Raw genomic sequence first — 19,986 nt, forward strand, 5'->3', positions numbered from 1 at the left:
CTATAGAAGACTGTGTCTATGAAGGACAACGCCACTGAGATTGAGTCTATTCCACTCAAGTTTATTTGCACAAGGACGGCTCACGGACACGGCCGATTCGTCGGCGTCTCCGGCCGGGAGTCCAATGCGCGCCGGCTGCCGATCCGGCGTCGGACGTCCGCGAAGCGGCCCTCCGGCCGGTCGTCGGACACTCCGCCGGGGAACTCGCGGCGGAGCAGCCTCACTCGCGGCGCCCCCTCAGTTCACAATCCCGCCCGGGACGTCGCCGTCGACCGAAAGGCCGCTCTTCTCGATGATCTTCGTCAGCTCGGACTCCGAGTACGCAGAGGCGGGGCACGTGTAGCTCACCAGCACATACACCGCGGGCGTCGACGTCGAAAACGCGCGGAGCCAGTGCCATCCGCGGTAGTTCTTGCCTCCGGCGTCGGCATACGTCACGACGTTGGCGACGCCGTCGACCTCCGCGCCGTTCGCGCCGCGCAATTTCGTCCTGCCGGAAGGCTCGGCGTGGAAATTCGATTTGCCCTGCTGCAACTCGGCCAGATGGCGATTGACAGCGTCCTCCGTCATCTTGCGCTCGCCGCCCTGGGCCCCTTCGGCCTGTTGCCGCCCGGCGGAGAGGAAGCAGCCTTTCTTGCTTTTTGAAAGGATCTTGCCGCTGTTCGCCTGGCCGGCCTTCCACCCCTTCATCTTCGTGGGAGAGTTCAACGACGGCGCGCCTGTGCCGGCCGCCTTGCCGCCTCCGGGCGTCGAACCGCCTCCCGTCGAAGAGCCCGACGGCGTCGCCGACGCTCCTCCGGACGATCCGTCCGAGGCCGTTGTTCCGTCGCCTGTGCCGGCGCTCTGCTCGCCGTTCGAGGCGGCCCCGCCCGGCGGCGATTCGTTTTCAGCCGAGGAATCGCCGCCCTCCGACTGCCCCTTTCCCGGCTGTCGTCCCTTCCCGGCGTGCGAGGCCTTGCTTTCCGAGGCCTTGGAAGAGTCGCCGTCCGAGCACGCCTCCAGAGCCGCAAGTGGAAGGCCGAAGGCGAGAATCAGAGCGGCGCCGCGGCTCGCGAGACGGCGTCGGCCCGCGAAACGATGTGTCTTCACGATCTTCTCTCCTATTGCGTGATTGCCCGCCGCAACCCGTTCGCAGCGGCTTATACGGACTCTACCTACCCACAGCGGACCATGCTCGTTCGGACACAATGTGGAAGTATTAGTCTGGCGCGCATTGTGGGAAAGCGCCGGATGACGCGAATCGGCGTCTCCTCGGCGATCGCGGGTAGGATGATCGCCGACGTCGAAATCCACAGTTTCCTGTGCCTGAGGCGGCTGAGCCGCGTCTGTGGGAGGCGCGACCTTGCGGAGCGCGACCGGCGGAGCAGCTGAGCACGGAGCCGCTGCCGCCGAAATCGGCGGGGTCCCGCGCGCGCACGCCGGGATAGACGCTGCGAACAACGAGACGCGCGCACGCCGGGGACGCGCCCGCGAACGGCACGAAGCACACGCCGAGACGTGCACGAACAGCAAGAAAGGGAGGCCATGCCGGAAGGTCAAGCAATTCACCGCATCGCGCGCCTGATAAACGAGAGGTTCGAGGGCGCCGACGTCGTCGCCTCCTCCCCGCAAGGGCGCTTTTCCGACGGCGCACGCCGCCTGGACGGGCTCACGGCCGGACGGGCCGAAGCCTGGGGCAAGCACTTTTTCATGCCGTTCGCCGACGGCGGCTCCTTCGCGCGCGCCGACAACGGGCCTTCGAGCGGCATGCCCGCGGGCAGCGCCCTCCAGAGCGAGGAAGAGTCAAGCAGCGGGCGTTTGAACGCGAAGAACGCGATCGCCCCGGGCGCGGAGCACCTCGCCGAGACTCCTCTGGGCGGCACGTCCCTGGGCGACGACGGGCCCCTGTGGCTTCACATTCATCTGGGTCTGTACGGCAGGTGGCACTTCACGGGCGAGGGCTCGGACGCGATCGTCGGCGCCGGCGTCCGCAGCGGCAATCACAACGCGGTCAACGTCGGCGCGGGCAGCACGGTGCGGCTGCGGCTCGCCGCCAACGGGTTTACGGCCGATCTCACGGGACCCTCCCGATGCGAGATCCTGGACGGGCCAGGAGTGCGGGCCGCCGTCTCCAAGCTCGGCCCCGATCCCGTTCGCAACGAGCCCGGAGACCGCGAGCGCTTCGTCGAGGCGGTTCGGCGGAGGCGGTCGCCGGTGGGCCAGCTGGTTCTCGACCAGTCGATCGCCGCGGGGCCGGGAAACATCTACCGCGCAGACTGCCTTTTCCGCGTCGGAATCTCGCCTCTGCGGCCCGGCAACAAGGTTTCGGCCGAACGCCTGAAGGCCCTGTGGGACGACCTCGTTGAGACGATGCAGGCCGACGTTCCCGACGGCGTCATACGCACGGTCCCGGAAAGCCTGAGGCCAGAACCGGCCAAGGCTTCTGGCGCGAAGAATCCAGACGCCGAAAGCGCCGACGGCGACGACCCGGAGGCCCAGCGTTTCGCGGTCTACCACCGCACGGGAAGGCCGTGCCTGAGATGCGGCACGCCTGTGGCGGAGAAAGAAATGGCCGGACGCCGCCTCTTCTGGTGCCCGAGCTGCCAGCGATGAAGCGGTGACGGGCCTTGCGCTCGCTGCGTCCGATCGTCGGGCTCTTCAATGGAAAGAGGCCGTCTTTTCAGCCCGAAGAGGCTTTTAACCGAAAGAGGCGTCCTCTAGTCGAAGGAGACGGCCGAGTCGAGCCACGCCACCTGGATCAGCTCGCGATTGACTTCGCGCGAACGGAACTGGCCGCGGCCGGGCATGCCCTCCTGGGGCCGGATCCGGCCGAGGACGGTGCCCTCCTCCGGGTTGCCGGGCAGGAGCATGGCAGGCGAGGCGAGATCGTTCATCGCCTGAATGACGGGAGAGCCGTACATGGCCCTGCTCGCGCCTCCCATGCGGCGGGCGACGATGATGTGCAAGCCGACGTCGCGCGCCTGCGCCATCATCGGGACGAGGGCCCTGACCGGATTGCCCTGGGAATTGTCGACGAGGTCGTAATCGTCGACGACGACCCACGCCTCAGGCCCCTTCCACCAGCTGCGCTCGCGCAGCTGTTTGGCGGTGACGTCCGAGCCGGGAACGCGCGTTGCGAGGAACTGCGCCAGGCCGTTGAGCTGCTCTGTCGCCTCGGCCGCGTTGCGCAGGTGGCGGCCGACGTAGCCTTCGGGCAGCTCGCCGAGGAGCGAGCCTCGGTAGTCCACCGCGAAGATCTGCGCCTGCTGCGGCGTGTACAAACGGGCGATTTCCGAGCAAATGAGCCGCAAAGTCGCGGTTTTCCCGGACTTCTGGTCTCCGAAGAAGAAGAAGTGGGAATTCGCGTCGAAGTCGATTCCGAAGGGCTCCAGGCGGGATTCGCCGAGCCCCAGAAGGACCCTGCGATCGTCCTTGCTGACCCTGCGGCGGACCTGCTCGATGGAAACCTTGTCCGGCAGCACGCGCAGCTTCGGACCCCGCGGGCCGGTCCACAGTTTGTTGACGTTTTCGACGAGGTCGGTGACGCCTTCGGAGAGACTCTCGGGGTTGTGATCGGCGTCCACTCGGGGAAGCGCGCCCAGAATATGGTGTTTGGACGGCTCAAGGCCGCGCCCGGGGGCGCCGGTGGGCACGTTCCGCGAGAGTTTCCTGTCGATCTCCGAATCGAGGGCGTCACCCAAACGCAGCTCGATTCGCGAGCCGAACATGTCTTTGACGGCCGTGCGGAAGTTCATCCACCGCAGCGCCGTGGCGATGACGTGCATTCCGAAGTTCAGGCCGCGGGGGATGAGGTCCTGCAGACGCATCTCGAGCTCGTCGAAATCGGACCGCAGCGCCTGCCAGCCGTCGACCACCAGGAAGATGTCGCCGTATCCGTCGTCGGCCTTCCCTTCGGCGCGCATGCGCCTGTAAGCCGCCATCGATTCGATTCCCTGGGCGGCAAAGTACCGCTCGCGGTCATCGACGATCGACTTGATCTCCGCGAACATGCGGCGCACGCGGGTCTCGTCGCTTCGCAGGGCGACGCCGGACATATGGGCGAGGTCCCTCATTCCGGCGAACGTTCCGCCGCCGAAGTCCATTGCGTAGACCTGGATCTCTATCGGCGTATGGGTCAGCGCCAGCGCGCCGACGACGGTCCGCGCGAAGGTCGACTTTCCGGACTGTGGGCCTCCGATGATCGCAAGGTGGCCTCCCGCGCCGGAGAGGTCGAGGGTGAGGATGTCCCTGCGTTGTTCGAGCGGGCGGTCGACGTCGCCCACGGGGATCGTGAACTGGCCGGCGCCGCGCCACTTCGGCGAATGCAGGCCGAGGACGGGCGAGACGCGGAGATCCGGCATGAGGCTGTCGAGCGTGGCCGGGACGTTGAGCGGCGGCAGCCACACCTGATGGGCGTCCGGCCCCTTGCCTGCCATCCGGGCGACGGCGATGTCGAAGGTGGTGTTCGGCACCCCGGGGATGCCGGAGTCGCCGAGCTCGTCCTCTTCCGAGCCCGAATCCTCTTCGACTTCCTCGACCTGCTCCGTTTCAAGACGCAGAGGCTTGGCGGTGAAGTCGAGGATCTCCACCTCTTGGGCCTCGCCGGATCCGAGGGCGGCGCTCAGCTCCGTTCGCCTGGGCGGGGGCCCGGAAACATAGGAAGATCGGAATCTGATGAGCCCGCTGCTGGCGTCGGGCTTGAGGTATCCGACGCCGGGGATGGCGGGGAGCTCGTAGGCCTCGGAGCCGCCGATGACGCCGCGCGACTCCTGCGCGGAGAATGTGCGCAGGCCGATGCGGTAGGACAGGTGCTCTTGCAGTCCGCGCAAACGGCCCTCTTCGAGTCTCTGCGAAGAAAGCAGGAGGTGGACGCCCAGGGATCGGCCGAGGCGGCCGATCTGATTGAACATGTCGACGAAGTCCGGCTTTTCTGCCAGGAGCTCGGAGAACTCGTCGGCCACCACGAGGAGCGCGGGAAGCGGGACGAGCTCGGTGCGGCCGTTCTTGCGGGCGCGCTCGTAATCGTGGATGTTCTTGAAATTTCCGGCTGCGCGCAGGAGCTCCTGGCGCCGATTCATCTCGCCGCGCAGGGCGTCCTCCATGCGGTCGACCAGCGTGAGGTCCTCACCGAGGTTGGTGATGATAGCCGAGACGTGGGGCATCTTCGCCATGCCCGCGAAGGTCGCGCCGCCTTTGAAGTCGATGAGCACGAAGTTGAGCTCTTCGGAGGAATGGGCCATGGCCAGCGCCAGAACGAGGGTTCGCAGCACCTCGGACTTTCCGGAGCCCGTCGCGCCGATGATGAGGCCGTGTGGGCCCATTCCGTTGAGCGCCGACTCCTTGATGTCCAGGTAGACCGTTTTGTGCTCGGGGGTCAGGCCGATGGGCACGCGCAGGCGGTCGCGCTCCAGGCGGGGCCTCCAGGCGATGTCGGTGTCGAGGTCGCGGACGTCGCCCAGTCCCAGGAGGTCCACAAGCTCCGCGGAAGCCTCCCCGGGGGCGTCGACGGCGGAGCCCGACGCTGCGGCGTCGGTCTGTATGAGCGCCTGCGTGGCCAGGCGCCTGGCGGCGGCCTCGGCCTGGACCACGGAAAGTCCGTGCGACCGGCCGCTGACCGGCTCGAAGCCGATCTGCAAAAGCTCGAGGTTATCGCCCTCCCCCAGCTGGACGCGCACTGTGTTCGCGTCCGTCAGCGACTCCCAGTTGGCGGGAATCTCCACAACGGTCACGCCCAAAACTCCGTCTTCGGTGATGATGGGATGGTCGGGCGGGATGCTGACGCCGTCGTTGACGATCACGAGGTGGGGAAGCTCGGTTCCGTTCTGATCGGAGACGAAGCGGGGGCGGTCGGCGATGCCGTCGGGCAGAAGGTCCATGATGTTGGTCGGATCGACGTCGATCATGCGGGCCGGGCCGATGGAGTCGAAGATCCTGTCGGAGCCGGCGTGGGGAAGCCATTTGATCCAGTCCCACTCGTCCCAGTGGTCCGTGCTGGTGAGCACGGCGATGCGGACGTCGGAGGCCTTGGTGAAGGTTGCGATCTGAACGAGCACCGAACGCGCCACGGCCCGGGCCTTGGCCGGCGAGTTGCCGATGATCTGCAGACGGGCGATCGTCGAGAGGTTGACGCCCAGCGGCAGTTCGTCGAGCCCCTTGTAAAGCCCCTCGAACTGGACCAGGGCGGACTCGGCGACGGGGTCGGCCTCGGCCACGGCCGACGCCTCGGCCTTCGTGTAATCCAAAGTGAAGGGCTGGTTCGCCGCTCCGACTCGCGACAGGAGGAACTCCTCGTCGGCCGGCTCGCGCTCGCCCACTCGCGTGCCCTCCTCGAGGATCACGGGAAGGTCGCCCGGGTGAGGCAAAAACCACTGGGCGAACTCTCTCTGCATGTCCTCGGCCTTGCGGGCGTTCTGCCTCGTCTTGGCCAGGTAGGCGAGGTACTCGCGCCGGCTTCCCGTGACGGAGTTCCTGAACTGGACGCGGTTGCGGTAGATGTTCAGAAAGGCCACACAGAGCATCGCCACGACGAAGAGGCCGGACATCAGGATCATCCTCGGCGAGCGGTTGCCGGACATCGCCATGACCACCATCATGCCCATCGACCCGAACATGGGAAGGATCATGGCCAAAGCGCCGGTCAAGCCTTCCGACCGCTGAATCTCAGGCGGAGCCTTGAGCTCGACGACCTCCTGCGGCGGCGCTTTCGGCGCTTGACGTTTCGTCGTTGCCACGTGCTGTCCTCCAGATTCGTTCTCTTCCCGCGTGGATATGCGAAGCGGGCCGACCTGCGGATCGTGTCTGCGGATCGCGGCGCCGGCCCCTCTATGGATCATACTGAGCAAAACGAATTCGCTCGAGCGTGTTCATCCTCGCTTTCCTCGGAATCTACACCTCTATTTACCGAAACCGCGCCGGTTAGTGAGATTTGCTGTAAGTTTACGGGGAGTACTCCACCAAGCGCGGGCCTACGCGGCGCGCTATTGTGGACGAGAACGTACACACGCAGCTTTCGACCAAGGGGAAGCATGGCCGCCACTTCAGCGTCTGTTTCATACCTCACCCTCGTGGTGCAGGGGGAGAGCCACGACGTCGTCGCGCCGGCGGGCTTGACGCTCGCGCAGGTCCTCAAGATCCGCAGGGTGCCGCCGGACCTCGTGCCATGCACCGTCGCCGGCGACAAGCTTCCCGGCGCCTTGGTGGTGGGCCGAGAGATCCGCAACGGGGCCCTCGTCGTGCTCCAACCGCCCGGGCCCGACTTCCAAGTGACCCTCGAGGATTACAAGCCGAACGCCGCATCGCCCGAGGCAGCCTTTTCCCCCGCCGTCTCGATTGTGGGAATGCTCATCTCCGTGGTCCTGTCGCTCCTCGTCTTCCTCAGGAGCCCGCTCGTCCCGGAATGGCAGGCGCTGACGGCGGCCGGAACGATGCTTCTCCTCGGCCTGCTCTACTCGCTGCGCCCCAACATGGGGCATCCCGTCTCCGAGACCCTCGCGGCCGTCACCTGCGGCATGACGGCGGGTTTCCTGGCGACGGCGTCCAATCCCGACGACGCCAAGTACCAGGCGCTCGTCAGCGCCTTCGCGGCCGCCGGAATCCTCGCCGCGATGCGGTGGGCGTGGCGCGGACGCAACGACGTCGCAACCGCCCGGGTGGCGGGAGACTGCGCGGCGCTCGGCCTCATAGTCTCCGTGGGCGGCCTCGCGTTCCTCATCCTCGGCGTCAAGATCGAACTGCTGCTCGCCGGTTTGTTCGGCCTGTCCGCGCCGCTCATACAGGCGCTTCCCGGGTTCTCGATAAGCATTCCCGCCGAAAGGCTCATCGACGAGGCGACCATCGTGCGCGAGGCCCGTTCCGTCAGGCACGCCGAGCCAAAGAAACTCGACATGATCACGCCGCAGGAGACCGCCGACCTCATCGCGGCCGGCACGGCTCGCAATCGCCTGTGGACCGCCATTCTCTGCTCGACCGCCCTCGTCATGCTGCCGACGATGACCCGCGCCGCCCTCCGCGGAGGATGGCAGGGCGCTGTGGCGGGGGCCTCGATCGGTTTCGTCGCTCTGGCCTTCCTCCTCGTGCCGCGGGCAGCAGCCGCGATATACGTTCGCGTCATCCCGAGGGCAACAGTCGCGGCGATGGCCCTCTGCGGCGCAGCGTTCACCGGCGCTCGGGGGCTCATCAAAGAGCCGGTGCCCCCCGTCGTCGTCCTCACGTGCGTCGCCTTCACGATTCTCCTTGTGAGCATTCCCATTTCCCGCGGCTGGAGGCCCCTTTCCTTCACCCGCATAGCCGATATCGTCCAAAGCCTCGCCTGCGCCTGGGCCCTTCCCCTGGCCCTCGCGGGAACGGGACTCATCACCCTTGTTCGAACAGGGGGAACTTCATGATCCACCCATCCGCCGTCACGAATCGAGTGAGCGATGCCTGAGAGAAAAGAAAACTTCATCCGAGCGACCCTCATACACGAGGAGAAGCGGGCGGACATCCTTTTGCCCTCCAACATGCCGGTGGTCGAGCTCATCCCGAGCGTCGTGCGTCGCTTCGTCTCGGTGACTCCCCGAATGGTCTCGCGAGGGTTCATCCTCACCACCCCCAACGGGCAGGTCGTGGATCAGTCCCTCACGTTGAAGGCCCAGGGCATCAACGACGGCACGCTCCTCATGCTCTCGCCCAGGGTGAAGGAGATCGAGAAGAAGTACGACGATCCGATTGAGGCGGTCGCCGACGTCGTCAACGAAACCAACAGGCCGTGGACGGACGCCGACGCCGCCGGGGTCGCGACCGGAGCGGCCATAACGCTTCTTGTCGCCTCGGCGATCCTCCTGTGCATGGCGCGGCCCCTGGCGGGAATCTCCATACCGATCATCCTGGGCGGCATGGCGGTCCTGCTGATCGGCGTCATCTGGGCGCTTCAGCGCGGCGAGCGGCATACCCACGCCGCGGCGCTCGCCCTCGTCTCCTCGGTGATCGTCGGGGCGTGCGGCTTCAGCGTGCCCAATCCACCCGTCACTTTCGGCCTCGACATGGCGCTGGGCGGATTCTGCTGCTCGATCGCCGCCATGCTGACGATGCCGCTGCTGAGCGAATGGAAGGAGATCATGTTCGCCCCCGCGGTCGCGGGCATCTCGCTGGGCACCGTCGGCGCGGTCAACATGGCGCTCACCGATTCGCATGAGCGCGTCGCCGTCGTCGCCACGAGCCTCCTGGGCATCTTCCTGCTCGTTCTTCCCGGGTTGTCGATGCGCCTGAGCAGGCTCGACCAGGCTGACCCGCTTCTGGCTTCGGGCGGCGGAGGCCCGGCTGCCAATCCGGGCGCCAGGCGCGAAGCCAGGCCGATCAACCCGCGCGTGATCAAAGACCGCTACCTCCGCGGCCGCCGGGCGATGTTCGCGGCGCGATGCGGAGCGGGCTTCGCTCTGGCCGTCCTCACCCCGTTCACGGTCGCCAGCGGCAAATGGGGCGTCGTCGTCATCGCCGGAATCCTGATCATCCTGACGGTCGGATCGCGAGTGCAGTACGCGAAGATGGACGTCATGTCCGAGTACGTCATCGCCGTCCTCGTCTTCGCCATCGGATGCTCCTCGGTGATGATGCTCCACTCGCAGTGGTGGCTCGGCCTCGTGATCGTCCTGGCCGTCGTGGCTTCCATTCTCATCGCCTACGGCCTGGTCATAGGAAAAACCCCGCAGTGGCTGCGCCAGACGGCCGACATGTCCGAGACGATTGCGGGAATCGTCCTCATTCCCGCCGCAGTTCTAGCTCTAAGGTTGTGGTGACGTGGCATCGACGAAAGACATCCTCGACGGACAGCGTTTCAACCGTCAGCGCTTGGTGACGGCCTTCACCTCCGGGATGCCCGGAGGCCGCGAGCTTACGCCCATCCACCCGTGGAAGGGCATCATCGCGAGCCTCGTGATCACAGCCCTGGTAGTCGGCGGGGCGTGGATATCGAAGCTGTTCGCCCCGTCCCTCCCCGACGGCTGGAAGAACGGCAACCTCGTCATCAACTCGTCGAACGGCTCTCGGTACGTCTCCATCGAAGGAAAGCTCTACCCCGTTCTCAACGCTTTCTCGGCCCACCTTCTCTTCCCCAACCTCAAAACGATCACCGCGAACGACGACGCGCTGGCGACAGCCCCGCTCGGCCCCGTCGTCGGCATTCCCGGCGCCCCGGACAAGGTTCCCGCCGCCGACAAGGTCAGAAACGCGGACATCACCGCCTGCATCTCCAGCAACGACTTCCTGTGGAAGGGCGTGAACATGAAGGAAAAGGTCACCTCAGCGAACGGGGCCGCGCTTTTCGTCGAGAGCAACCACGTGAAGTACCTCATCGCGGGCGAGTATCGCTATCCCTTCAGGGAGGGCGAGGGCGAGAACCCGAAGGCCGAGCGCATCCTCGAAAGCTTCGACATCGACGACGCCAAGCCGATCCAGGTCAAGGCCGCGTGGCTCAACCTCTTCAAGGAGGGCGAGCCCCTCACTCCCCTCCAGATCGACGAAGGCAGGGGCAATGTGAGAGTCGAAGGGATCGATCGGGAGTACCCCGTCGGAACGATTCTCAGAGAGGCCGACGAAGAGAAGGGCACAAAGTACTATCTGGTTCGCAAGGACGGAAAGCTGCAGCGCATGTCGACGACGGCCTTCCACATGTACACGCTCTCATCCTCGGGCCGCGACGCCACGCCATCGAAGATCTCCTCCTACGACAGGGGTCGGGCAACCTTCAACGATGAGAAGCTCATGCCCACGTGGCCCGAAGACATCCCGTCCCTCGTGAACAACTCGACGTCGAGGCCGTGCGCACACGTCGCCACGGGGCAGAGCACGAGGCTCATGGTGAGCAACAGCATTCCCCGCCTCACCTCCGATCGCGTGGAGGTCGCCTCCCAGACGGGGGCCATCGTCACCCAGCCGGGCAACAAGGTAAAGCGCTACCACCTGATCGACGAGGACGGCCTCGCCTACGAGATGGACAACTTTGAGAAAACCGGCGAATCGCTGGGGTATAAGAATGTGACTCCGCTGGAGGCCCCGCCCGAGTGGATGGATCTGTTCAGCTCTGGGAAAGAGAAGACTCCGACGCTTTCCGTCGAGGCGGCATGGTCCACCGTCCCAGCCGACGCCCGCAAGGCGGCGAACAAGTGAGATCGAAGGAGGCGAGCGCAGGGAGCATGGACCGGAGAAAGCGAAAAGCCTGGCGCTGGGCGGCGGCCTCGTCGGCCATCGTCCTCGGCTTCAGCGGGATCGGGGCAACGGCCTCCGCGCAGGTCGGGGCTTCCGCACAGGCCAAGGGACCCGCTCCGATGTGGTTTGACCGGCAGAACTGCGAGAAGGATTCGGCCAAGAGCTACAACCCCAAGGACGAAGAAAGAAACACGATCGGCACCTACGCGCTCGATCTGACCGAGACTCACAAGTTGACGAAGGGCAAGAAGGCGACGATCGCCCTCATCGACACGGGAATCGCGACGAACAACAACAACCTCAACCCCGCGTTGACCGGTGCAAGCTTCGGCGCGGGGGTAGACCTCACGGGGGGCAACAACTTCAGGGTCGACAATGACGGCCACGGAACTGCCGATGCCTCCATCATCGCCGCCCAGCCGGGCAAAACGAGGTCCTTCAGCGGCGTCGCCCCCGAGGCGACGATCGTCCCCGTCAAGGTGGCCAACGAAGAGCCGCAGGAAAACGCCGACGCAGCAGCCATAAGGGCCTACAAGCAGAGTTTGGCCGCCAACCTCGTCAAGGGGATCAGCTGGGCGGCCAACAACCCGTCCGTCGACGTCATCGCCATACCCATAGCCGGGGATTCAAGCGCGAGCAACGACGCCCTCAAGAAGGCCACAGAAGACGCGATATCCAAGGGCAAAGTGGTCGTCGCCGCCGCGGGGAACTCGGAGAACCGGCGCGGCGGGTCTTCTTCGCCGTCGGCCACTTCGACGTCCTCGGCAAGCTCCTCCGAGAATATGCGCTACCCCGCCGGATACGAGGGCGTCATCGGAGTGACCGCGGCAGATTCGCAGGGAAACGTCAACGAGTCCGTCGTCCATTCGGACGCCGTCAAGCTGGTGGCGCCAGGCCAGAACATGATCGTGGCCAACGGGGCGACGGGCATCTGCCTGACCTCCACGCAAGCCCCGAGCACCAGTTACGCCACCGCCTACGTCGCCGGCGTCGCGGCTCTCGTCAAAGCCCGCCACCCGAGGGAAAGCGGCAGGATGATCACGTACCGTCTGCTGTCTTCGGCCAACCGTGCGAGCGCCGCCAGTTCGAACAAGGAACGCGGCTGGGGGTTCGTCAATCCCTACGGCGCGGTCACGATGGTCGACGACGGGCAGATTCCAGGGCCGACGTCGCCCGTCATTCAACGGCTCAAGCCGGTTCCCACCGTGGGCTCCAAGGTTCCGCCCGAGCCGCACGATCCGCAAGGCAACGGCCGCAAAGTGGGAATCATCTGGGCCGGCGCCGGCGTGGGACTGACCGTGGTGCTGCTCATCTTGGCGGCGGGGCGCAGCAGAATGGCGCTCAGGCCGCGTGAGGCCGACGACGACGCGGACAACGCCAAGGGCTAGCCGACGCCAACGCGAGGGTTAGTCGTCGCCGATGTGAAAGACTGGCTGCGCGAAGGCAAAGAGGGCTCCAAAGGGCTTGTCGCGCAAAATTTTCCGTCCAAAGGGCGGCCGCCCGGGGACACTTTGATTGCCAAGACGCGGGGAGGAACTGGCCACAGGTCTGCTGTTGTTTTGGTTGTGGGTTTGTGTTTAGGTTCTGGTAGGTTTGGTCGACGGTTGGCTTGTATGGCGTTGTGCCGTGCTGGAAGGATGGCCGTCGTGGTCAGGGAGCATTCCGAACAGTTTGGGCGGGATGCGGTGGCGCTGGTCGAGTCTGCGAGTTTCCCCAACGGGCAGGTTGTCGCCGATCTGGAAATCTTCCGCTCGAGTCTGCAAGTGTGGCTGCGGGAAGGGCCGGCTTGCCTCGCGCGGCCTGTCGCACTGGCCTGCTCACACGCGATCGCGCCGCCATGGGCACCGCCAAGGCCCGACGGCCGACGCCCCGCCCGGTCGGGAAAAGTCTACATGCGCGCGTCAAAGACCTATGAAGCGGCAGAACAGCCGGCCACAGCATCGGCCGGCCGGCGGCTTCAGGCTTGTCAGCCAACGCGCTGTCGACAGCCCGCCCGGCTGGGGCATCGACTGGCGCAATCATTCACTTGCGATCGCGGATCCCAGTCCCGCACGGCGGCTTTCACGGCTATGATCACAACCCACGAACCCGGCCTCTTCCACGGAAGCCGTCGGAGACGGCGCCCCGGGCGCAGCCACGGAAACCCTTCGTTCTGCCCGCGCCTTGAACTCATCCGAGCATTTCTGCTGACCGGACTCGATCCTATCGACTTACACAACATACCTCCTAAGTCCCACAAACACCGCACCCTCCAGGGAGCCCGGGTGAGCTTATCGAGTTTTCGTGTGAAAGCTGCTTGCGTCAGCCACCGACAGAGGCGAGAGCCCCCTGGCACAGCAGACGAACTTGTCTGGAGACAGCTCCCCTCTTGTGACTGATCATGTGCTGAAGTGCTTAGTTGAACACTTGATTCAAACACTTTGCCCGCAAACACAAGAAAAACTCAAGATCGCACAAGCATGAAGAACCAGATGAGCGCATATGCGACCCTTCTGAGCGCACTCTTCGACCAGTAGCGTTCAATTGAGTTCCGCACCTCGCGTTGTTAGCATTGCGGACACAAGCCGATTGATCACGGTAAAATTACATAAAGTTATTGAGCAAGATCGTGATGATTGGACCACGAAACAGCCCTATAGGGGCACCTAGGTTAAGGAGCACGCATAATGGAAAACGGCGACAACTTCGAAGCCGAACTTACACGAAAAGTCGGCGCGCTAAAACGAGCGGCAATCGACGCAGCCATAGCAGGAGGAGCATTCAATCGGTTCACAGTTGGCAAGGACTCTTATGAGATGACCGCTATGATGAGCGGAACGACCAAACTCCTCTACAAAGTAACTCGACCTGATGAGAATGGTTCCGGCGGAGGCGAGATGACTATAACGGAGGATCCCGGCGGCAATCGCCCGGCGTATGACGCTATGGCGAGAAGCCAGAGTGAAAAGATCAAAGCGCGTTTCGATTCCATACGTAAGGAGATCGACGACATCATCAAACCATGGAAAACTTTACCCGATCCTTCGGCCATCGCCAACGACTGTGACGCTTACGCCGCAAGCGTGACGGCGCAACTTGCCTTATCCGCTGAGCAGATCAAGATTCCGGACACGAAGACACTGCCAGAACCGGATCCAGCTACATCTTCTGTCGACACTTCTTCGGCTACGTACAGGCGACCCGGCCCAATGGGGACACGCCTTTCGATAAGCAGGCCAATGAATGAATTAAAAGGTTCAGCAATGGACACTTTTAGTAAGACTTTTCAAGATAAGCTGCCTTTAATTGTCAAAGACTTGTGCTACGTTTCGAGCATCCACTGTTGCACGCTCGCCGCAGAGTACGGTTTTTTCAAGAAAGCTAGAGAGAAAGTGATCGAGATGGTTACAAGCGCTACCGACACTTTTAATAAGATAGCAAAAACAAAAGGTTCAGTCGATAGCACGATGTTGTTGAATGTCATCGGCTGGGGCCTTAGCATTTTAGCTCTCCCATGGGGAGGAGGAACGTCATTGGCTGCAGCGACGGGTCTATTGACGTTGACGATAGTCAAGGATACTACTAGTGCGCCGCCGAACCGAAAGGCTTCCGTTTCTTCATACGAGGATATGAAGAAAGAACTTGAGGAAAGTTTTAAAGCGTTGAAAGAAGAGCTGAAGAAGGGAGAAAAAGCGGTGAGTTCAACTTTAAAGGAGAATCACACAAGGGCTCGTGATGACAAGAAAGCAGATTTTGAGAGCGCTTCACTTCATCTGGTTCCGTCCCCGATTGTCAGCGGGGCAAATGAGCTGCAGATGGACGATGATAATGTTAATAAAGTATCGACCCAACTTCTCAGCGTTGCCGACCTGCTGGAGGAGGCGGCTGCAGGCATAGGAAAGATTCCGATGCGAGTTCATCGCGACGGCTTTATAGGCTTAGGCGAAAACGGACCAAGCTCGGAGTACGACTCGTTTGGACAAATGCTTCACGAGTTGCTTCTCGATTTGAAATGGCAGATAGAAGAAGGCGTTATAAACCTCAAACTCGCCCTGAACGATTTCAAAGAACAAGATGAAAGCTCTCGTGCCGCCCTCGAAGATAATGCATCGGCTATAAAAGCAGGTAGCGGCGTTGATCCTTGGGACGATAAGAGGCAAACGGAAAAAGACATGCACAGGGATCCCTATTTTGCGGACCGTGACGACCATGATCCTCATACCCCGACTCAAGACCCCTCTAGACAGGAACTTGGTGAAGAGATGAAACGACGCAAGGATGAGGGCCGCCCCAGTAAGCCCAAGGTGATTAACAACTGCTAAACTCACGGCTTAGAATCCCCCAGCCTCTACAACGCAAGTACAAAACACGGTTGGGCGGTCTGAAAGGCAAAACAAAGCTAGCACAAGGCACAAAAGCGAAGTGCAAACAGGGTCGGGCATAAAAAGCGGCGGTGGAACGGAGAAGTCCGTTCCACCGCCGCTTTGACTTATAACGTCTCACTTTCTTGGCTTTATCCGCCAGCATCCTTCATTCACATCTATTCCCAAGGAATCTACTACACCCCCGTTGCATCTCAATGTCTCCCATTTGGGCAAGCCCCTTCAGCAAGCGTCTTCATCAGTGCGTGAAGCGCCTCGAGCGACCCGGTGTCCAAACAAGCTGAGCTGACTGCTTCCTTGCTCTTTCGAGTCCTCCTTGCGTGACTCCAAGAAGGCAGTCGCTCGGCCGACGCCATAGGCAGTGGATTCTTTCTCGAAGGGAAGAAGGCCTTCAATCCCACTGCTTTGCGTTGCTTGCGCACTGTCGTTCTCGCGGTATCCCATAACTCGACGCAGAATGCCCGAAGATTCTGGAGGGGGAGCGGCGCCAATCATCGAAGCCACGTCAATGATCATTATCTTCCCTCCGACGGTGGCTCCCCCCCGTTTGATTCCTTCTCTGCGCTTCCGTTTCGAGGTCTTAGCCCGCGGAGCGGTGGTGGCCCCCCTCATGATCCCAGACGTCTGCGAGGAAGAGGAGCCGCTGGTCGGTCGGGCCGCGCCGCTGGCGCCGCCAAGGCCGCGGGACGCCGTCGCAGAGGCCTCCGCGCGCGCCGCCGTCGTCGTCCCCCTCAAGATTCCCGATCCGCTCCCGGGCGATTGAACCCGCATCGTCGCCCCGGAGCGCAAAGCCGACGAAGCCGACTGCGGAGCGGAGGCGACCTGAGCCGCCTTCGCCGCCTGGTAAAGCTTGTAACTCGCGGCGGCGGCTCCGCCCGTAGCGGCGGCAGCAGCGGTGGACATCGGGTTGAACACGGCGGGCGAATGCAGCATCGAAGGCTGAGAAACGGCGTGCCCGGCCTGCACGCTGGGCATCGAGTAGTGCGAGGACTGCAGGGAGAGCCCGCCGCCGTCCATGCGCGGCCCGGAATGCCACTCGGTGGCAGACCTCGTGGGCGCGGTGGCGGCCGTGGGCTCCGAACTCGCCGGAGGCATGAAGAAGGACCTCACCTGATCGAACAGCTTGACCGCCTGGTCGAACTTTTGAAAGGCGTCCTGCACCTCCTGCACCGAGGGCAGCTTGACCTTCAACTTCGACTCGACCTCCTGCTTGAGGCCTTCGAGCTGGGCGAACGGGGGAAGCTTTCCCATGGCGTCGAACGTGTTCACGTCCAACCCCTTGAGCACGGCGAGGGCCTGAACGTCAAGGACGCCCATGGCGGCCTGGTGCACCGCGTTCGCGTGCGCCACAATCATGGGCGCCGCGACGGGCCCGGCTGCCGGGGCCAACGCCACCGCGCTGTCGCGGGCGGCGTTCGCGGCATCTACGTTCCTCCTGATCTCGCCGTACTGAAACTGCGCTTGACGCCCGACCTCGACCACCTGGCGGCGCGCCGTGGAGACCCGCTTGATTCCGTCCGAATGGTCAACGACCCTCGCTTGAAGCTTGTCGAGGTTCTCCCGCGTGGTGTCGGCCATCTGCCCCTCGAAACCGAGCTCGCCGGCGATCGATCGCGTTCGCATGGCGACGGTTTCAAGGTGCTGCGCAACTCGGTCCAAACCGTCGGAAATGGCGTCGTGCGCGGCAGGGGCCCACGGCCCGATCAATCCGAGCTTTTCAACGTGCGGCGTAGTCATCCGACATCACCCTTTCTTTTGGCCGGCGTCGCCGGATTCCTGCGATGCGCCGTCGGAGCCGAGCGTTGCGCCTCCGTCCGCGCTCAACGAGCCTTCGCCAGACAAGGAGACCTCGCCAGACATGGAAAACCCGCCGCCGGACGTCGTGAACTCCCCCGACATAGAAAACCCGGCGGGCATCGAGTTCCCTCCCGACGTCGAACTTCCGGCCGACGCCGACCCCTGCCCGCTCGCAGAGTTCTGCGAGCTTCCCGAGCCTTGGGCGTCGCTCGAGCCCTCCTCGCCCAAGAGCGACTGCCCGAGGTGCACGGCCTCCTTGATTCGCGACAGGAACTCGGGGGTCCTGTAGGCGAAGTTGGCCGAAGCCTGCCCCAGCGTGTCGAGAAGATGCACATACTTTCCCTGGTGGGTCTCGTCCGCCCCTAGGGACTTTTCCAGCGCTATCCGGAGGTTGGCGATCACTTCCGTATATTGCTGGGATATGTTCGTCAGTTCGCCGTCGATCACTTTCATGGTCGCCCCGAGCGGGACGGAAAACTTGTTGACCTCGCTCAGAGCCGTCCACATCTCCGAAATGTCCAGATTCCCGAAGGCGACCTTGGCCTTCGCGAAGTCGTCAGACGTGCTTTTCAGATCGTTGATCCTCTGCGAGAAGATGCTCTCGTCAAGTTTGAACATGGTCATTGTTTCTCCCTTCTTTCAATTTCCATTTCAATCGGCATCCCGGTCACGTCCGCATTCCAAGCCGCGCATCGCCACGCATTTCCCCACCGCGGCTGGACGAGCGCCGTCGACACAGCGCCACACCGACAAAGCGCTGTAACTCGATGTGCATCGGACGCGCTCCCACACATGTGCATGCCCCGCATATGCGCACACGGGGCGCCAACCGCATATTCCTTCCCGCATTACAAACAGAGACATGAACGACAACAGAACCCGAACGAGACTCTTATCATCTTACTTCGGATAAACCTGTATTTCCAGATTTTTCGGAGGTCATTTCTCCCCAATTTCACTCCCGCAACATTTTCGCCTTTTAACGGATGAAAGACTCTCGAAAATCCGCCCTTAATCCCCCTTGTGACACTGGCGAGACCCCGTCTACCGCATAGAAATGCCGCATTCGGCGCATACGTTTTCCCCCAGGCTCTTGCATCGAGGCTTTTCGGCGAGTATAAGCGGAAAACTCGGCATTCATGCACCTGTAAGACACAGTCGGCCCTGCCGTCCGAGGTTCGAGGCTGCCGTCCGAGATTCGAGACTGCCGGGCGAGAAACGCATATGCGGGCGTTGGCCGCGCCTTTCAGCAAGGACCGTCGCACAGTGCCTCGACGTCGGCTAAGCTCCGCCTGAGCGTCGATACGTTAAGATTGGACTGCCTCTCAGCGGGTCAAACGCTCGCATAAGACGGCCAAACGCCCGCATAAAACGAACGGAGTACACAATGGGCATTTTCGACAAGGCCAAGGATGCTCTCCACAGCGAGGGCATCGAAGAGAAGTCGGACGCCGTTCTCGACAAGGTTGAGGACTTCGCGTCGAAGAAGCTTGGAGAGGACAAGGCCGAGAAGGTCTCGAAGGTGCGCGACGCCATCGACTGCCAGATCGGCGACGAGTGACGCGGCAGCTATGACGGGCGTCGAGGCGCGGGGCGAATCGGTCGGCTGCGGCCGTTTCGCCCCCTCGCCCACGGGAGATCTTCACCTCGGCAACCTCCGCACGGCGCTGCTAGCGTGGAGCATGGCCAGGCAAAGCGGGAGAGCCTTCCTCATGAGGATGGAGGATCTTGACGCCCGCTCACGGCCCGAGTTCGTTTCACGCCAGCTGGCGGACCTCGAGGCCGTCGGCGTGGAATGGGACGGTCCCGTCCTCTTCCAATCTGCGAGATTGCAGCACTATCGCGACGTCGTCGCCGATCTCTCATCGCGAGGCATGCTGTACGAGTGCTACTGCACCCGACGCGACTTGGCCGAGGCGCCGTCGGCGCCGCACGGCCCTCCAGGCGCATATCCGGGCACGTGTCGCGGCCTGAGCGAGCGCGAGAGAAGCGAACGGCGCGCGGCGCTGACCAATCGGGGCCCCGCCCTTCGGCTGGCCGCCCGGGCAGGCAGCGTCGCCGTCGTCGACGCGGTGTTTGGCCCGTACAGGGGAACGACGGACGATCTGGTCATTCTGCGCGGCGACGGCGTCTTCAGCTATAACTTCGCCTCGGTGCTCGACGACGCCGCAACGGGCGTGACGCAGGTTGTTCGCGGCGACGACCTGCTGCCGTCGACTCCGCGCCAGGCGCATCTGTACGAGCTCCTCGGCTTCCCCCTGCCCGAATACGCCCACGTGCCGCTGGTCGAGAACGCCGGGGGCGCGAGGCTGGCCAAGCGCGACGGCGCGGTGACGATGGAGACGTTGAAAGGGTTCGGGTGGACGCCGGCCGACGTCGTCGAACTGTTGGGGGCGAGCCTCGGCATGGGCCATCCGCGCACCGCGGCCGAGTTTGCCGACCTGCTGCGCGTCTCAGACCTTCGGCGCCCCGCCTGGCGCATCGATCCCGCGATCCTGGAGAGCGGCCCGACGCCGGAGACGTTCGAGAGACTCGCCGCCGCGGGGCCAGCGCAGACCGACAAGCCAGTACAGACCGACAAGCCAGCGCAAGCGGCCAGGCCCCTCCAGTCGCCCGCGTAAGGCGGCCACCTCAGCGCCGTCCATACGCGGACGCCTCCGCGCAGCTC

Annotated in this window: 12 protein-coding genes; 8 read left to right on the forward strand and 4 right to left on the reverse strand. The window is 63.5% G+C overall.

Going from position 1 to position 19,986, the window contains the following annotated elements:
* Nucleotides 1-237: 237 nt before the first annotated feature.
* Nucleotides 238-1,089 carry a hypothetical protein gene (locus A4H34_RS01355; protein ID WP_064230818.1) on the reverse strand — a complete coding sequence of 284 codons (852 nt, stop codon included), beginning with the start codon at nucleotides 1,087-1,089 and terminating at the stop codon, nucleotides 238-240.
* A gap of 435 nt (nucleotides 1,090-1,524) precedes the next feature.
* Between A4H34_RS01355 and A4H34_RS01360 the strand changes: the two genes are divergently transcribed.
* Nucleotides 1,525-2,592: an Fpg/Nei family DNA glycosylase gene (locus A4H34_RS01360; RefSeq protein ID WP_064230819.1), complete on the forward strand. Its 1,068-nt coding sequence runs from the start codon at nucleotides 1,525-1,527 to the stop codon at nucleotides 2,590-2,592.
* Nucleotides 2,593-2,696: 104 nt separating this feature from the next.
* Here A4H34_RS01360 and eccCa read toward each other — a convergent pair whose 3' ends face one another.
* A complete protein-coding gene (eccCa, locus tag A4H34_RS01365) occupies nucleotides 2,697-6,710 on the reverse strand; it encodes a type VII secretion protein EccCa (protein ID WP_064231636.1) in 4,014 nt (1,337 codons plus the stop codon).
* Nucleotides 6,711-7,004: 294 nt separating this feature from the next.
* On the opposite strand from eccCa, the gene A4H34_RS01370 reads away from it, so the two are divergent.
* From A4H34_RS01370 to A4H34_RS01390, 5 genes are all read left to right on the forward strand, one after another.
* Nucleotides 7,005-8,363: a hypothetical protein gene (locus A4H34_RS01370; RefSeq protein ID WP_009198260.1), complete on the forward strand. Its 1,359-nt coding sequence runs from the start codon at nucleotides 7,005-7,007 to the stop codon at nucleotides 8,361-8,363.
* A gap of 33 nt (nucleotides 8,364-8,396) precedes the next feature.
* Complete coding sequence (gene eccD, locus A4H34_RS01375) at nucleotides 8,397-9,752, forward strand: type VII secretion integral membrane protein EccD (RefSeq protein WP_009198259.1); 1,356 nt, start codon at nucleotides 8,397-8,399, stop codon at nucleotides 9,750-9,752.
* Between the two features lies 1 nt (nucleotide 9,753).
* Nucleotides 9,754-11,121 (forward strand): type VII secretion protein EccB, encoded by a 1,368-nt coding sequence (locus tag A4H34_RS01380; protein ID WP_009198258.1) that lies wholly within the window; start codon nucleotides 9,754-9,756, stop codon nucleotides 11,119-11,121.
* Nucleotides 11,118-12,548 (forward strand): S8 family serine peptidase, encoded by a 1,431-nt coding sequence (locus A4H34_RS01385; RefSeq protein WP_197480383.1) that lies wholly within the window; start codon nucleotides 11,118-11,120, stop codon nucleotides 12,546-12,548. The genes A4H34_RS01380 and A4H34_RS01385 overlap by 4 nt, the downstream gene beginning before the upstream one ends.
* A 1,278-nt stretch (nucleotides 12,549-13,826) precedes the next feature.
* Nucleotides 13,827-15,461, forward strand: coding sequence for a hypothetical protein (locus A4H34_RS01390; protein WP_009198255.1), 1,635 nt, complete (start codon nucleotides 13,827-13,829; stop codon nucleotides 15,459-15,461).
* A 282-nt stretch (nucleotides 15,462-15,743) separates the two neighbouring features.
* On the opposite strand, the gene A4H34_RS01395 is transcribed toward A4H34_RS01390, so the two are convergent.
* Nucleotides 15,744-17,258: a hypothetical protein gene (locus A4H34_RS01395; protein ID WP_064230821.1), complete on the reverse strand. Its 1,515-nt coding sequence runs from the start codon at nucleotides 17,256-17,258 to the stop codon at nucleotides 15,744-15,746.
* A gap of 6 nt (nucleotides 17,259-17,264) precedes the next feature.
* Complete coding sequence (locus A4H34_RS01400) at nucleotides 17,265-17,942, reverse strand: hypothetical protein (protein ID WP_064230822.1); 678 nt, start codon at nucleotides 17,940-17,942, stop codon at nucleotides 17,265-17,267.
* Between the two features lie 763 nt (nucleotides 17,943-18,705).
* On the opposite strand from A4H34_RS01400, the gene A4H34_RS10530 reads away from it, so the two are divergent.
* Nucleotides 18,706-18,879, forward strand: a complete 174-nt coding sequence (locus A4H34_RS10530) for an Rv0909 family putative TA system antitoxin (protein ID WP_082902976.1) — start codon at nucleotides 18,706-18,708, stop codon at nucleotides 18,877-18,879.
* A 10-nt stretch (nucleotides 18,880-18,889) separates the two neighbouring features.
* Nucleotides 18,890-19,939: a tRNA glutamyl-Q(34) synthetase GluQRS gene (gluQRS, locus tag A4H34_RS01405; RefSeq protein ID WP_064230823.1), complete on the forward strand. Its 1,050-nt coding sequence runs from the start codon at nucleotides 18,890-18,892 to the stop codon at nucleotides 19,937-19,939.
* Nucleotides 19,940-19,986: the final 47 nt, after the last annotated feature.

Source organism: Peptidiphaga gingivicola (assembly GCF_001652275.1).
Lineage (GTDB): Bacteria > Actinomycetota > Actinomycetes > Actinomycetales > Actinomycetaceae > Peptidiphaga > Peptidiphaga gingivicola.